Origin of the sequence: Pseudomonas sp. NPDC008258 (assembly GCF_042956345.1) — a bacterium.
In the GTDB taxonomy this organism is placed as follows: domain Bacteria; phylum Pseudomonadota; class Gammaproteobacteria; order Pseudomonadales; family Pseudomonadaceae; genus Aquipseudomonas.
This window is the reverse complement of record NZ_JBIBGE010000064.1, coordinates 1-15,811: the sequence shown is the minus strand read 5'-3', so window position 1 is coordinate 15,811 and position 15,811 is coordinate 1. Positions and strand designations below refer to the sequence as shown.

Sequence of the window (15,811 nt, the reverse complement as noted above, 5' to 3'; positions counted from 1 at the left end):
AACATTCAGATGACTGTTACCCTGATCAAGACCATCGCAATGGAAGACGGTCTGCGCTTCGCTATCCGTGAAGGCGGTCGTACCGTCGGCGCCGGTGTCGTAGCAAAAATTATTGAATAAGTAGTTGATTTACTTGATCAGGCCGGTATAATGGCCGGCCTGATACAGCGTTACAGGTCAGTAGCTCAATTGGCAGAGCGACGGTCTCCAAAACCGTAGGTTGGGGGTTCGATTCCCTCCTGACCTGCCATTTCACTTCGGTGTGATGGCTTTCTTCTCACAGGATCCTCCTCGATGACTCCCAAAACTGAAGCCCAAGAATCGCGTTTTGATCTGTTCAAGTGGCTGGCTGTAGTTGCTTTGGTGGTCGTGGCTGTTGTGGGTAATCAGTATTACTCCGCCTCCCCGATTCTGTATCGCGTTCTTGCACTTCTTGTTCTGGCTGCTGTCGCGGGCTTTGTAGCTCTGCAGACTGCGAAGGGCAAGTCGTTCTTTGCGCTGGCGAAGGAAGCTCGTACCGAAATCCGTAAAGTCGTGTGGCCGACCCGCCAGGAAACCACCCAGACCACGCTGATTGTCGTGGCTGTCGTGCTGGTTATGGCACTGCTGCTGTGGGGGCTTGATTCCCTGCTCGGCTGGGCGGTCTCCCTGATCGTTGGCTAAAGGTGTCCCGTGGCTAAGCGTTGGTATGTTGTGCATGCTTACTCGGGTTACGAGAAGCATGTAATGCGCTCCCTGATCGAGCGCGTGAAGCTGGCTGGCATGGAAGACGGTTTCGGCGAGATCCTGGTTCCGACCGAGGAAGTCGTCGAGATGCGCAACGGCCAGAAGCGCAAGAGTGAGCGTAAATTCTTCCCTGGTTATGTATTGGTCCAGATGGAGATGAACGAGGGTACTTGGCACTTGGTCAAGGACACTCCTCGAGTGATGGGCTTTATTGGTGGTACTGCAGATAAGCCCGCGCCGATCACTGATAAAGAAGCTGAGGCTATCCTGCGTCGCGTTGCCGATGGTAGCGACAAGCCGAAGCCCAAGACGCTGTTCGAGCCAGGCGAAGTGGTTCGTGTCGTTGATGGTCCGTTTGCTGACTTCAACGGTAGTGTCGAAGAAGTTAACTACGAAAAGAGTCGCCTCCAGGTGGCGGTGCTCATTTTCGGTCGCTCTACTCCGGTGGAGCTCGAGTTCAGCCAGGTCGAAAAGGTCTAGGCGGACGAAGCATCCCATACCCCGCAGCCCTGTGTGCTGCGGGGTTTTGTCGTCACTGGGATAAAACGCAAGTCATCCGGGGAGCCAACAGGCGTTCGTACCCGATTTTGGAGTAGCTCATGGCTAAGAAGATTCAGGCTTACATCAAGCTGCAAGTTAAGGCCGGCCAGGCCAACCCAAGCCCACCCGTTGGTCCAGCACTGGGTCAACATGGTGTGAACATCATGGAATTCTGCAAGGCCTTCAACGCCCGTACTCAGGGTCAAGAAGCCGGCCTGCCGACTCCTGTGATCATCACTGTCTACAGCGACCGTAGCTTCACCTTCGAGACCAAGAGCACCCCTGCCTCGGTTCTGCTGAAGAAAGCTGCTGGCCTGACCAGTGGTTCGGCTCGTCCGAACACCGTTAAAGTCGGTACCGTTACCCGTGCTCAGCTGGAAGATATCGCCAAGGCAAAACAGGCTGATCTGACCGCTGCTGACCTGGACGCTGCTGTACGCACCATCGCTGGCTCTGCCCGCAGCATGGGCCTGAACGTGGAGGGTGTGTAATGGCTAAGCTGACCAAACGCCAAAAGGCAATCGCCGAGAAAATCGAAGCAGGCAAGGCCTACAACTTCGAAGAAGCGGCAACTCTGCTGGCCTCGCTGCCTGCTGCCAAGTTCGTCGAGTCCTACGACATCGCCGTTAACCTCGGTGTTGACCCGCGTAAATCCGACCAGGTCGTACGTAGCGCTACCGTGCTGCCACACGGCACTGGCAAGACCGTTCGCGTTGCTGTCTTCACCCAGGGTCCAGCTGCTGAAGCCGCTCTGGCTGCCGGCGCTGACCGCGTAGGTATGGACGATCTGGCTGCCGAAATGAAAGCCGGCGACCTGAACTATGACGTCGTCATTGCATCGCCTGATGCCATGCGCGTTGTAGGTCAGCTGGGTCAGGTTCTGGGTCCTCGTGGCCTGATGCCTAACCCGAAAGTTGGTACCGTTAGCCCAGACGTAGCCACTGCCGTGAAAAACGCCAAGGCTGGTCAGGTTCGCTACCGTACCGACAAAAACGGTATCATCCACACCTCCGTTGGCAAGGTCGGCTTTGAAGCTGGCAAGCTGAAGGAAAACGTTGAGGCCCTGATCGCTGATCTGAAGCGTATCAAGCCGGCTTCCTCGAAAGGTATCTACGTCAAGCGCGTTACCCTGAGCACCACCATGGGCCCAGGTCTGGTCATCGATCAGAGCTCGCTGAACGTGTAAGAACTTGGCGGTGCGACCAGTCGCGCCGCCAGCAAAAATTGGGGTCCCTGCCTGGCGGGGGCTATCCAAGACCGTAGGCGGCGCAAGCCTTAAAACACCAGCCCACGCAGATGGTGCTCCCGATTCGTTACCGAATCAGACACCAAAACGACATCAGGCTTCGGCCAGATGAAACGGTAAAAACCAGGAGTAAACCCGTGGCAATTAAACTCGAAGACAAGAAGGCCATCGTCGCTGAAGTCAACGAGGCTGCCAAAGTCGCTCTGTCCGCTGTCGTGGCTGATGCCCGTGGTGTGACTGTAGGCGCAATGACCGGACTCCGTAAAGAGGCCCGCGAAGCTGGCGTATACGTACGAGTCGTACGTAACACCCTGCTCAAGCGCGCTGTTGAAGGCACCGAATTCTCGATCCTCAACGACGCGTTCAAAGGCCCGACCCTGATTGCTTTCTCCAACGAACACCCGGGCGCTGCTGCTCGTCTGTTCAAAGAGTTCGCCAAGGGTCAGGACAAGTTCGAGATCAAGGCAGCTGCGTTTGACGGCAATTTCATTGCAGCGAACCAGATCGACGTGTTGGCTTCCCTGCCGACCCGCGACGAAGCTATTGCACGACTGATGAGCGTTATCCAAGGCGCCACCAGCAAGCTGGCTCGTACTCTGGCAGCCATTCGCGACCAGAAAGAAGCTACCGCTGCCTAAGGCACGCGAACTCTTTCAAAATCATACGTTTAATTTGATGGCTGCGTAGGCTGTCACCCCAATACAGGATTTAAGTCATGTCTCTGACTAACGAACAAATCATCGAAGCAATCGGCCAGAAAACCGTTCTGGAAGTTGTTGAGCTGATCAAAGCAATGGAAGAAACCTTCGGCGTTACCGCTGCTGTTGCCGCTGCTGGCCCAGCTGCTGCTGCTGCCGTTGTTGAAGAGCAGACCGAGTTCAACGTTGTTCTGGTTGAAGCCGGCGACAAGAAAGTGAACGTGATCAAAGCCGTTCGCGAACTGACCGGTCTGGGCCTGAAAGAAGCCAAAGAGAAAGTCGATGGCGCTCCTCAGGTTGTAGCTGAAGGCGTTTCGAAAGAAGCCGCTGAAGACGCTAAGAAGAAGCTGGAAGAAGCAGGCGCTAAAGTCGAGCTGAAGTAATCTCGACCTTGCGATGCCAGCCTGAGCGTTGAGCGTAAGGCTGATGGCTGGTGGCTTATGCCACCGGCCTTTTTCCGTTATTGGTGGTCGGTCAGGCCGGCCCCGATAACGAGCTGCAAGACACCCATGTGGGTGGCGCAAACCAAGGGGTTTGCACGATTTTCTGGCTGCTCCCGCCGGGAGAAGCCAAACAAGCAGGTGACCAAGCTGGGGAACGCTGATGGCTTACTCATACACTGAGAAAAAACGTATCCGCAAGGACTTTAGCAAGTTGCCGGACGTCATGGATGTGCCTTACCTCCTGGCCATCCAGCTGGATTCGTATCGCGAATTCCTGCAAGCGGGAGCATCCAAGGATCAGTTCCGCGACGTCGGCCTGCACGCGGCCTTCAAATCGGTATTCCCGATCATCAGCTACTCCGGCAATGCTGCCCTGGAGTACGTAGGCTATCGCCTGGGCGAACCCGCCTTCGATGTGAAGGAATGTGTCCTGCGTGGCGTGACCTTCGCGGTCCCACTGCGGGTCAAGGTGCGCCTGATCATCTTCGACAAGGAATCGTCGAACAAAGCGATCAAGGACATCAAAGAGCAAGAAGTCTACATGGGTGAAATCCCCCTGATGACTGAGAACGGTACCTTCGTTATCAACGGTACCGAGCGTGTGATCGTTTCCCAGCTGCACCGTTCGCCTGGTGTGTTCTTCGACCACGACCGTGGCAAGACTCACAGCTCCGGCAAGCTGCTGTACTCCGCTCGCATCATTCCTTACCGCGGTTCGTGGCTGGACTTCGAGTTCGACCCGAAGGACTGCGTGTTCGTACGTATCGACCGTCGCCGCAAGCTGCCGGCTTCGGTGCTGCTGCGCGCCCTGGGTTACAGCACTGAAGAAGTGCTGAACACCTTCTACACCACCAACGTGTTCCACATTTCCGGCGAAAAACTCAGCCTGGAACTGGTGCCACAACGTCTGCGTGGTGAAGTTGCGGTCATGGATATCCATGACGAAACCGGCAAAGTCATCGTCGAGCAGGGGCGCCGCATCACCGCGCGCCACATCAACCAGCTCGAGAAAGCCGGCGTCAAGGAACTGGACGTTCCAATGGAATACGTCCTGGGCCGTACCACTGCCAAGGCCATCGTGCACCCGGCTACCGGTGAGATCCTGGCTGAGTGCAACACCGAGCTGACCACCGATCTGCTGATCAAAGTCGCCAAGGCACAGGTTGTCCGCATCGAGACCCTGTACACCAACGACATCGACTGCGGTCCGTTCATCTCCGACACCCTGAAGATCGACACCACCAGCAACCAGCTGGAAGCCCTGGTCGAGATCTACCGCATGATGCGTCCAGGCGAGCCGCCAACCAAGGATGCTGCCGAGACCCTGTTCAACAACCTGTTCTTCAGTGCCGAGCGTTACGATCTGTCCGCTGTTGGCCGCATGAAGTTCAACCGTCGTATCGGTCGTACCGAGATCGAAGGTTCGGGCGTGCTGAGCAAGGAAGACATCGTCGAGGTTCTGAAGACCCTGGTCGATATCCGTAACGGCAAAGGCATCGTCGACGACATCGACCACCTGGGTAACCGTCGCGTACGTTGCGTTGGCGAAATGGCCGAGAACCAGTTCCGTGTTGGCCTGGTGCGTGTAGAGCGCGCGGTCAAGGAACGCCTGTCGATGGCGGAAAGCGAAGGCCTGATGCCGCAAGACCTGATCAACGCCAAGCCGGTTGCGGCGGCGGTGAAAGAGTTCTTCGGTTCCAGCCAGCTGTCCCAGTTCATGGACCAGAACAACCCGCTCTCCGAGATCACCCACAAGCGCCGCGTCTCTGCACTCGGCCCTGGCGGTCTGACCCGTGAGCGTGCCGGCTTCGAAGTCCGTGACGTACACCCGACCCACTACGGCCGTGTGTGCCCGATCGAGACCCCTGAAGGTCCGAACATCGGTCTGATCAACTCCCTGGCAGCCTATGCCCGCACCAACCAGTACGGCTTCCTGGAAAGCCCGTACCGTGTAGTGAAGGAAGGCGTTGTCAGCGACGACATCGTGTTCCTGTCGGCAATCGAAGAGGCGGATCACGTCATCGCTCAGGCTTCGGCCGCGATGAACGAGAAGAAGCAGCTGATCGATGAGCTGGTAGCTGTTCGTCACCTGAACGAATTCACCGTCAAGGCGCCGGAAGACGTCACCCTGATGGACGTTTCGCCGAAGCAGGTTGTATCCGTTGCTGCGTCGCTGATTCCATTCCTCGAGCACGACGACGCCAACCGTGCATTGATGGGTTCGAACATGCAGCGTCAGGCTGTACCAACCCTGCGTGCCGACAAGCCGCTGGTAGGTACCGGCATGGAGCGCAACGTTGCCCGTGACTCCGGTGTCTGCGTGGTTGCCCGCCGCGGTGGTGTGATCGATTCGGTCGACGCCAGCCGTATCGTTGTTCGCGTTAACGACGACGAAGTGGAAACCGGCGAAGCAGGTGTAGATATCTACAACCTGACCAAGTACACCCGTTCGAACCAGAACACCTGCATCAACCAGCGTCCGCTGGTGAGCAAGGGTGACAAGGTTCAGCGTAGCGACATCATGGCTGACGGCCCGTCCACCGACATGGGTGAGCTGGCACTGGGCCAGAACATGCGCATTGCGTTCATGGCGTGGAACGGCTTCAACTTCGAAGACTCCATCTGCCTGTCCGAGCGTGTGGTTCAGGAAGACCGCTTCACCACCATCCACATCCAGGAACTGACCTGTGTGGCGCGTGACACCAAGCTTGGCCCAGAGGAAATCACTGCAGACATCCCGAACGTGGGTGAGGCTGCACTGAACAAGCTGGACGAAGCCGGTATCGTCTATGTGGGTGCTGAAGTTGGCGCTGGCGACATCCTGGTCGGCAAGGTCACGCCAAAAGGCGAAACCCAGCTGACTCCGGAAGAAAAACTGCTGCGCGCAATCTTCGGTGAGAAGGCCAGCGACGTTAAGGACACTTCCCTGCGTGTGCCAACCGGCACCAAGGGTACCGTCATCGACGTACAGGTCTTCACCCGTGATGGCGTCGAGCGCGACAGCCGTGCCCTGGCCATCGAGAAGATGCAGCTGGACGAGATCCGCAAGGACCTCAACGAAGAGTTCCGTATCGTCGAAGGTGCAACCTTCGAGCGTCTGCGTTCTGCCCTGAACGGCCAGGTGGTCGACGGTGGTGCGGGCCTGAAGAAAGGCACCGTGGTCACTGACGAAGTGCTGGACGGTCTGGAGCACGGCCAGTGGTTCAAACTGCGCATGGCTGAAGATGCACTGAACGAGCAGCTGGAAAAAGCTCAACAGTACATCGTCGACCGTCGCCGTCTGCTGGACGACAAGTTCGAAGACAAGAAGCGCAAGCTGCAGCAGGGCGATGACCTGGCACCGGGCGTACTGAAGATCGTCAAGGTCTACCTGGCAATCCGCCGTCGCATCCAGCCGGGTGACAAGATGGCCGGTCGTCACGGTAACAAGGGTGTCGTCTCGGTAATCATGCCGGTCGAAGACATGCCGCACGATGCCAACGGTACTCCGGTCGACGTCGTACTGAACCCGCTGGGCGTACCTTCGCGTATGAACGTTGGTCAGATCCTCGAAACCCACCTGGGCCTGGCGGCCAAAGGTCTGGGCGAGAAGATCGACCGCATGCTCGAAGAGCAGCGCAAAGCCGCTGAGCTGCGCGTGTTCCTGACCGAGGTCTACAACGAGATCGGCGGTCGTCAGGAAAACCTCGACGAGTTCACCGACGCAGAGATCCTGGCCCTGGCCCACAACCTGAAGAAAGGCGTGCCGATGGCTACTCCGGTCTTCGACGGTGCCAAGGAGCGCGAGATCAAGGCCATGCTGAAGCTGGCCGACCTGCCAGAGAGCGGCCAGATGGTGCTGTTCGATGGCCGTACCGGCAACAAGTTCGAGCGTTCTGTGACCGTTGGTTACATGTACATGCTCAAGCTGAACCACTTGGTGGACGACAAGATGCACGCGCGTTCCACTGGTTCCTACAGCCTGGTTACCCAGCAGCCGCTGGGTGGTAAGGCGCAGTTCGGTGGTCAGCGTTTCGGGGAGATGGAAGTGTGGGCGCTGGAAGCATACGGCGCGGCATACACCCTGCAAGAAATGCTCACAGTGAAGTCGGACGACGTGAACGGCCGTACCAAGATGTACAAGAACATCGTGGATGGCGATCACCGTATGGAGCCGGGCATGCCCGAGTCCTTCAACGTGTTGATCAAAGAGATCCGTTCGCTCGGTATCGACATCGATCTGGAAACCGAATAACACGTGACGCGAAGGGGAGTGGGCAGGTAATGCCCACTCCCTGCTCCGCCAGGAGGAAAGGCCTTGAAAGACCTACTGAATTTGCTGAAAAACCAGGGTCAAGTCGAAGAGTTCGACGCCATCCGCATCGGTCTGGCGTCGCCTGAAATGATCCGTTCGTGGTCGTTCGGTGAAGTCAAGAAGCCGGAAACCATCAACTACCGTACGTTCAAGCCTGAGCGTGACGGCCTGTTCTGCGCCAAGATCTTTGGCCCAGTCAAGGACTACGAGTGCCTGTGCGGCAAGTACAAGCGCCTCAAGCACCGCGGCGTAATCTGCGAGAAGTGCGGCGTTGAAGTTGCCCTGGCCAAGGTTCGCCGTGAGCGCATGGCGCACATCGAACTGGCCTCGCCGGTTGCCCACATCTGGTTCCTGAAGTCGCTGCCGTCCCGTATCGGCCTGCTGATGGACATGACCCTGCGTGATATCGAGCGCGTGCTCTACTTCGAGAGCTATGTCGTTATCGACCCGGGCATGACCACCCTCGAGAAGGGCCAGCTGCTGAACGACGAGCAGTACTTCGAAGCGCTGGAAGAGTTCGGTGACGACTTCGACGCCCGCATGGGTGCCGAGGCTGTCCGTGAACTGCTGCACGCTATCGACCTGGAGCACGAGATCGGCCGCCTGCGCGAAGAGATTCCGCAGACCAACTCGGAAACCAAGATCAAGAAGCTGTCCAAGCGCCTGAAGCTGATGGAAGCTTTCCAGGGCTCGGGCAACCTGCCTGAGTGGATGGTCCTGACCGTCCTGCCAGTGCTGCCGCCGGACCTGCGTCCGTTGGTTCCGCTGGATGGCGGCCGCTTCGCGACCTCCGACCTGAACGACCTGTATCGTCGGGTGATCAACCGTAACAACCGTCTGAAGCGCCTGCTGGATCTGTCGGCGCCGGACATCATCGTGCGCAACGAAAAGCGCATGCTGCAGGAAGCGGTCGACGCCCTGCTGGACAACGGCCGTCGCGGTCGCGCCATCACTGGCTCGAACAAGCGTCCGCTGAAGTCCCTGGCCGACATGATCAAAGGTAAGCAAGGTCGCTTCCGTCAGAACTTGCTCGGTAAGCGTGTTGACTACTCCGGCCGTTCGGTAATTACCGTAGGCCCGACCCTGCGTCTGCACCAGTGCGGTCTGCCGAAGAAAATGGCCCTTGAGCTGTTCAAGCCGTTCATTTTCGGCAAGCTGGAAATGCGTGGTCTGGCGACCACCATCAAGGCTGCCAAGAAGATGGTCGAGCGCGAGCTGCCAGAGGTGTGGGACGTTCTCGCCGAAGTGATCCGCGAACACCCCGTACTGCTCAACCGTGCGCCAACCCTGCACCGTCTGGGTATCCAGGCCTTTGAACCGGTTCTGATCGAAGGTAAGGCTATCCAGCTGCACCCGCTGGTCTGCGCCGCGTACAACGCCGACTTCGACGGTGACCAGATGGCCGTTCACGTGCCGCTGACGCTGGAAGCCCAGCTCGAAGCGCGCGCGCTGATGATGTCGACCAACAACATCCTGTCGCCAGCCAACGGTGAGCCAATCATCGTTCCGTCGCAGGACGTTGTACTGGGTCTGTACTACATGACCCGTGAAGCCATCAACGCCAAGGGCGAAGGTCGCGTGTTCGCCGACCTGCAGGAAGTCGACCGCGTATTCCGCGCCGGCGAAGCTGCCCTGCACGCGAAAATCAAGGTTCGTATCAACGAAACCGTGAAAGAGCGTGATGGTTCGGTGGTCAAGAACACCCGTATCGTCGACACCACCGTCGGCCGTGCGCTGCTGTTCCAGGTTGTACCGGCAGGCCTGCCGTACGATGTGGTCAACCAGCCAATGAAGAAAAAGGCGATCTCCAAGCTGATCAACCAGTGCTACCGCGTGGTTGGTCTGAAAGAGACCGTTATCTTCGCTGACCAGTTGATGTACACCGGTTTCGCCTACTCGACCATTTCCGGTGTTTCCATCGGTGTTAACGACTTCGTTATCCCGGACGAGAAAGCCCGCATCATCGGTAACGCTACCGACGAAGTGAAGGAAATCGAGAGCCAGTACGCCTCCGGCCTGGTAACCCAGGGCGAGAAGTACAACAAGGTCATCGACTTGTGGTCGAAGGCGAACGACGAAGTGTCCAAGGCGATGATGGCCAACCTCTCGAAAGAGAAGGTCATCGACCGCGAGGGCAAGGAAGTCGAGCAAGAGTCCTTCAACTCGATGTACATGATGGCTGACTCGGGTGCGCGTGGTTCCGCAGCCCAGATCCGTCAGCTGGCCGGTATGCGTGGCCTGATGGCCAAGCCGGACGGCTCCATCATCGAGACGCCGATCACCGCGAACTTCCGTGAAGGTCTGAGCGTACTCCAGTACTTCATCTCGACTCACGGTGCTCGTAAGGGTCTGGCGGATACCGCCTTGAAGACTGCGAACTCGGGTTACCTGACTCGCCGTCTGGTAGACGTTGCCCAGGATCTGGTAGTTACCGAGATCGACTGCGGCACCGACCAGGGCCTGCTGATGACCCCGCACATCGAAGGCGGCGACGTTGTAGAGCCGCTGGGTGAGCGTGTACTGGGCCGTGTCATCGCCCGTGACGTGTTCAAGCCGGGCACCGAGGACGTCATCGTTCCGGCCGGTACCCTGGTCGACGAACAGTGGGTCGAGTTCATCGAGCTGAACAGCATCGACGAAGTGATCGTGCGTTCGCCGATCAACTGCGAAACCCGCTACGGCATCTGCGCCAAGTGCTACGGTCGTGACCTGGCTCGCGGTCACCAGGTGAACATCGGTGAAGCTGTCGGCGTTATCGCTGCACAGTCGATCGGTGAGCCGGGTACCCAGCTGACCATGCGTACGTTCCACATCGGTGGTGCTGCAAGCCGTACTTCGGCCGCCGACAGCGTCCAGGTGAAGAACGGCGGTATGGTGCGTCTGCACAACCTGAAGCAGGTTGAGCGTGCCGACGGTAACCTGGTTGCCGTATCGCGTTCGGGTGAGTTGGCCATTGCCGACGAATTCGGCCGTGAGCGTGAGCGCTACAAGCTGCCTTACGGTGCGGTGATTTCGGTCAAGGAAGGTGAGAAGGTCGAAGCTGGCGCCATCGTCGCCAAGTGGGACCCGCACACCCACCCGATCGTTACCGAGCTGAAAGGTACCGTGACCTTCGTGGGCATGGAAGAAAACATCACCATCAAGCGTCAGACCGATGAACTGACCGGCTTGACCAACATTGAAGTACTGGACGTCAAGGATCGCCCTGCCGCAGGCAAGGAAATCCGTCCGGCAATCAAGATGGTCGATGCCGCTGGCAAGGATCTGTACCTGCCAGGTACCGACGTACCTGCCCAGTACTTCCTGCCGGCCAACGCCCTCGTTGGTGTGGCTGACGGTGCCCAGATCGGTGTTGGTGACGTTATTGCGCGTATCCCGCAAGAAACGTCGAAAACCCGTGACATCACCGGTGGTCTGCCACGCGTTGCCGACCTGTTCGAAGCGCGTCGTCCGAAAGAAGCCTCGATTCTGGCTGAAGTCAGCGGCACCATCGCATTCGGTAAAGAGACCAAGGGCAAGCGTCGCCTGGTGATCACTCCGACCGACGGTAGCGATCCGTACGAAGAGCTGATTCCGAAGTGGCGCCACCTGAACGTCTTCGAAGGTGAGCAGGTAAACCGTGGTGAAGTTATTTCCGACGGCCCGAGCGATCCGCACGACATCCTGCGTCTGCTGGGTGTGAGCGCGCTGGCGAAGTACATCGTCAACGAGATCCAGGACGTTTACCGTCTGCAAGGCGTGAAGATCAACGACAAGCACATCGAGACCATCCTGCGTCAGATGCTGCGCAAGGTCGAGATCTCCGAGTCGGGCGATTCCAGCTTCATCAAGGGCGATCAGATGGAACTGACCCAGGTACTGGTAGAGAACGAGCGTCTCGCCGCCGAGGACAAGTTCATCTCCAAGTTCACCCGCGTGCTGTTGGGTATCACCAAGGCGTCGCTGTCGACCGAATCGTTCATCTCCGCGGCTTCCTTCCAGGAAACTACCCGCGTACTGACCGAAGCGGCGGTAACCGGCAAGCGTGACTACCTGCGCGGCCTGAAAGAGAACGTGGTCGTGGGTCGTCTGATCCCGGCCGGTACCGGTCTGGCCTACCACAGCGAGCGCAAGCGTCGCCGTGAAGCCGACAAACCGCTGCGTGTAAGCGCCAGTGAAGTGGAAGCAGCACTGACCGAAGCGCTGAATTCCAGCGGTAACTAAGTTCAGGGCAGGGCCCCGGCAAGCCTCGATCGGCCATCGGCGACATGAAATGTTGCCGATGATCGGGCGAGGAGGGCCGGGGCCTCGTCTTGACTGGGTGCAAGATCCTCTTTAGACTTTTGTACCCTTAAATTTGGTGAGGCTCCGTCTCGCCAATTTTTGGCTTTCTTGCAAGACAATAGAGTCGCAAGACAATCAGTGGAGCTAGTAGATGGCAACTATCAACCAGCTGGTACGTCAGCCGCGTAAGCGTTCGGTCGAGAAGTCCGACGTTCCTGCGCTGCAGAACTGCCCGCAGCGTCGTGGCGTGTGCACCCGTGTGTACACCACCACGCCGAAAAAACCTAACTCGGCACTGCGTAAAGTATGCCGTGTGCGTCTGACCAACGGTTTCGAGGTTTCCTCGTACATCGGTGGTGAAGGCCACAACCTGCAAGAGCACAGCGTCGTCCTGATCCGTGGCGGCCGTGTAAAAGACTTGCCAGGTGTTCGTTACCACACCGTTCGCGGCTCTCTGGATACTTCGGGCGTTAAAGGCCGTAACCAGGGTCGTTCGAAATACGGTACCAAGCGTCCGAAGTAATCGGCCGTTTGCAGACATCCATTTTATTGAGTCGATAAGAGTAAGGTCGGGCAGGGGTCGAAGACCCACGTCCCGGGCTAACCTGAAGACCGTTTGAGGGCTTATCATGCCAAGACGTCGTGTAGCAGCAAAACGTGAGATCCTTGACGATCCGAAGTACGGATCCCAGATCCTCGCCAAGTTCATGAACCACGTGATGGAAAGCGGCAAGAAGGCCGTAGCCGAGCGCATCGTTTACGGTGCCCTGGATACTGTCAAAGCACGCAAGAACAGCGACCCCCTGGAAATCTTCGAGAAAGCTCTCGACGCCATCGCTCCGCTGGTCGAAGTTAAGTCCCGTCGTGTCGGCGGTGCTACTTACCAGGTTCCGGTTGAAGTTCGTCCATCCCGTCGTAACGCTCTGGCAATGCGCTGGCTCGTAGACTACGCCCGCAAGCGCGGCGAGAAGTCGATGGCTCTGCGCCTGGCCGGCGAACTGCTGGATGCTGCCGAGGGCAAGGGTGCTGCAGTCAAGAAGCGTGAAGACGTTCACCGTATGGCTGAAGCCAACAAAGCGTTCTCGCACTACCGCTTCTAATTCAAGCATCAATCATTTTGCGAGGGCTTTATGGCTCGTACTACAGCAATTAACCGCTACCGTAACATCGGTATCTGTGCTCACGTTGACGCGGGCAAGACTACCACTACCGAGCGGATCCTGTTCTACACAGGTCTGAGCCACAAGATGGGCGAGGTGCATGACGGCGCCGCGACCACCGACTGGATGGTGCAGGAGCAGGAGCGCGGTATCACCATTACCTCCGCTGCCGTTACCACCTTCTGGAAAGGTTCCCGTGGTCAGTACGACAACTACCGCGTAAACGTCATCGATACCCCCGGCCACGTTGACTTCACCATTGAAGTAGAGCGTTCGCTGCGTGTACTCGACGGCGCGGTCGTTGTGTTCTGCGGTACCTCCGGCGTTGAGCCGCAGTCCGAAACCGTATGGCGTCAGGCCAACAAGTACGGCGTTCCACGTGTTGTCTACGTGAACAAGATGGACCGTGCCGGTGCAAACTTCCTGCGCGTTGTCGGCCAGATCAAGAACCGCCTGGGTCACACCCCGGTTCCGGTCCAGCTGGCTATCGGTGCAGAAGACGACTTCCAGGGTCAGGTCGACCTGATCAAGATGAAAGCCATCTACTGGAACGACGACGACAAAGGCACCACCTACCGCGAGGAAGAGATTCCTGCCGAGCTGGTGGACCTGGCCAACGAATGGCGCAGCAACATGGTCGAGGCTGCTGCCGAGGCCAACGAAGAGCTGATGAACAAGTACCTTGAAGAAGGTGACCTGTCCGTCGAAGACATCAAGGCTGGTCTGCGCGCCCGTACCCTGGCGAGCGAGATCGTTCCTGCTGTCTGCGGTTCCTCGTTCAAGAACAAGGGCGTTCCCCTGGTTCTCGACGCCGTTATCGACTTCCTGCCTGCTCCGACCGAAATCCCGGCGATCAAGGGTATCCACCCTGACCTGATCGACGTGCCGAAGGACGAAGTCAAGCCAGAGCAATACGACGAGCGTCCTGCTGACGACAACGAGCCGTTCTCGGCCCTGGCGTTCAAGATCGCCACCGACCCGTTCGTGGGTACCCTGACCTTCGTTCGCGTCTACTCGGGCTTCCTGACCTCCGGTGACTCCGTCATCAACTCGGTCAAGGGCAAGAAAGAGCGCGTTGGTCGTATGGTGCAGATGCACGCCAACCAGCGTGAAGAAATCAAGGAAGTACGTGCAGGCGACATCGCTGCTCTGATCGGCATGAAGGACGTCACCACTGGTGACACCCTGTGCAACCTCGACAAGCCGATCATCCTTGAGCGTATGGACTTCCCTGAGCCGGTAATTTCGCTCTCCGTAGAGCCGAAAACCAAGGCTGACCAGGAGAAGATGGGTATCGCACTGGGCAAGCTGGCCCAGGAAGACCCGTCGTTCCGCGTCAAGACCGACGAAGAAACCGGCCAGACCATCATCTCCGGTATGGGTGAGCTGCACCTGGACATCCTCGTTGACCGCATGAAGCGCGAGTTCAACGTCGAGTGCAACGTCGGCAAGCCGCAGGTTTCGTACCGCGAGAAGATCACCAAGTCCAACGTCGAGATCGAAGGCAAGTTCGTTCGTCAGTCGGGTGGTCGTGGTCAGTTCGGTCACTGCTGGATCCGTTTCTCGGAGCCGGACGTAGACGAGAAGGGCAACATCACCGAAGGTCTGGTGTTCACCAACGAAGTCGTTGGTGGTGTGATTCCTAAGGAATTCATCGCCCCGATCCAGAAGGGCATCGAAGAGCAGATGAAAAACGGCGTTGTTGCCGGCTATCCGCTGCTCGGCCTGAAGGCTACGGTGTTCGACGGTTCGTACCACGACGTCGACTCCAACGAAATGGCGTTCAAGATCGCCGCTTCGATGGCGACCAAGCAACTGGCCCAGAAGGGCGGTGGCGTGGTGCTTGAGCCGATCATGAAGGTCGAAGTTGTAACCCCGGAAGACTACCTGGGTGACGTGATGGGTGACCTGAGCCGTCGTCGCGGGATGATCCAGGGTAATGAAGACTCGGTGTCCGGCAAGGTAATCACTGCTGAGGTACCACTCGGAGAGATGTTCGGTTACGCAACCGACGTTCGTTCCATGTCTCAGGGTCGCGCAAGCTACTCCATGGAATTCTCCAAATACGCCGAAGCTCCGTCGAACATCGTCGAAGCACTCGTTAAAAAACAAGGCTAATCCCCTTTAGGCAAGAGGTTCACTGTCGTGGCTAAAGAAAAATTTGATCGTTCCCTTCCCCACGTTAACGTCGGCACTATCGGCCACGTTGACCACGGTAAGACCACTCTGACCGCAGCTCTGACTCGCGTCTGCTCCGAAGTTTTCGGTTCGGCAGTCGTTGAGTTCGACAAGATCGACTCGGCTCCGGAAGAAAAAGCGCGCGGTATCACCATCAACACCGCTCACGTCGAGTACAACTCGAACATTCGTCACTACGCTCACGTTGACTGCCCAGGTCACGCTGACTACGTGAAGAACATGATCACCGGTGCTGCCCAGAT

Annotated in this window: 12 protein-coding genes, 1 tRNA gene and 1 pseudogene; all 14 read left to right on the top strand. The window is 57.9% G+C overall.

The window, feature by feature from the left end:
* Nucleotides 1–120: pseudogene (locus ACFY9W_RS28620) on the top strand (elongation factor Tu); the annotation flags it as partial.
* Nucleotides 121–174: 54 nt separating this feature from the next.
* A tRNA-Trp gene (locus ACFY9W_RS28615) sits at nt 175–250 on the top strand.
* Nucleotides 251–294: 44 nt separating this feature from the next.
* Nucleotides 295–663 carry a preprotein translocase subunit SecE gene (gene secE, locus ACFY9W_RS28610; RefSeq protein WP_016484648.1) on the top strand — a complete coding sequence of 123 codons (369 nt, stop codon included), beginning with the start codon at nt 295–297 and terminating at the stop codon, nt 661–663.
* 9 nt (nt 664–672) lie between these two features.
* Nucleotides 673–1,206: a transcription termination/antitermination protein NusG gene (nusG, locus tag ACFY9W_RS28605; RefSeq protein ID WP_043199430.1), complete on the top strand. Its 534-nt coding sequence runs from the start codon at nt 673–675 to the stop codon at nt 1,204–1,206.
* Nucleotides 1,207–1,325: 119 nt separating this feature from the next.
* A complete protein-coding gene (rplK, locus tag ACFY9W_RS28600) occupies nt 1,326–1,757 on the top strand; it encodes a 50S ribosomal protein L11 (RefSeq protein WP_003255500.1) in 432 nt (143 codons plus the stop codon).
* Nucleotides 1,757–2,452: a 50S ribosomal protein L1 gene (gene rplA, locus ACFY9W_RS28595; protein ID WP_016392127.1), complete on the top strand. Its 696-nt coding sequence runs from the start codon at nt 1,757–1,759 to the stop codon at nt 2,450–2,452. Before rplK ends, rplA begins: the two co-directional genes overlap by 1 nt.
* A gap of 197 nt (nt 2,453–2,649) precedes the next feature.
* On the top strand, nt 2,650–3,150 hold the full coding sequence (gene rplJ, locus ACFY9W_RS28590; RefSeq protein WP_391138069.1) for a 50S ribosomal protein L10: 501 nt from the start codon (nt 2,650–2,652) through the stop codon (nt 3,148–3,150).
* 77 nt (nt 3,151–3,227) lie between these two features.
* Nucleotides 3,228–3,593, top strand: a complete 366-nt coding sequence (rplL, locus tag ACFY9W_RS28585) for a 50S ribosomal protein L7/L12 (protein WP_003255496.1) — start codon at nt 3,228–3,230, stop codon at nt 3,591–3,593.
* A 220-nt stretch (nt 3,594–3,813) separates the two neighbouring features.
* The gene (rpoB, locus tag ACFY9W_RS28580) at nt 3,814–7,887 is read left to right on the top strand and encodes a DNA-directed RNA polymerase subunit beta (RefSeq protein WP_391138066.1); all 4,074 of its coding nucleotides are present in this window, start codon (nt 3,814–3,816) and stop codon (nt 7,885–7,887) included.
* A 63-nt stretch (nt 7,888–7,950) separates the two neighbouring features.
* A complete protein-coding gene (gene rpoC, locus ACFY9W_RS28575; protein ID WP_391138063.1) occupies nt 7,951–12,150 on the top strand; it encodes a DNA-directed RNA polymerase subunit beta' in 4,200 nt (1,399 codons plus the stop codon).
* Between the two features lie 211 nt (nt 12,151–12,361).
* A complete protein-coding gene (rpsL, locus tag ACFY9W_RS28570) occupies nt 12,362–12,733 on the top strand; it encodes a 30S ribosomal protein S12 (RefSeq protein WP_003255492.1) in 372 nt (123 codons plus the stop codon).
* Nucleotides 12,734–12,839: 106 nt separating this feature from the next.
* Nucleotides 12,840–13,310: a 30S ribosomal protein S7 gene (rpsG, locus tag ACFY9W_RS28565; protein WP_003246741.1), complete on the top strand. Its 471-nt coding sequence runs from the start codon at nt 12,840–12,842 to the stop codon at nt 13,308–13,310.
* Nucleotides 13,311–13,340: 30 nt separating this feature from the next.
* The gene (fusA, locus tag ACFY9W_RS28560; RefSeq protein ID WP_391138060.1) at nt 13,341–15,488 is read left to right on the top strand and encodes an elongation factor G; all 2,148 of its coding nucleotides are present in this window, start codon (nt 13,341–13,343) and stop codon (nt 15,486–15,488) included.
* A gap of 27 nt (nt 15,489–15,515) precedes the next feature.
* On the top strand, nt 15,516–15,811 hold a 296-nt coding region (locus ACFY9W_RS28555), incomplete at its 3' end, for a GTP-binding protein (RefSeq protein ID WP_232885565.1).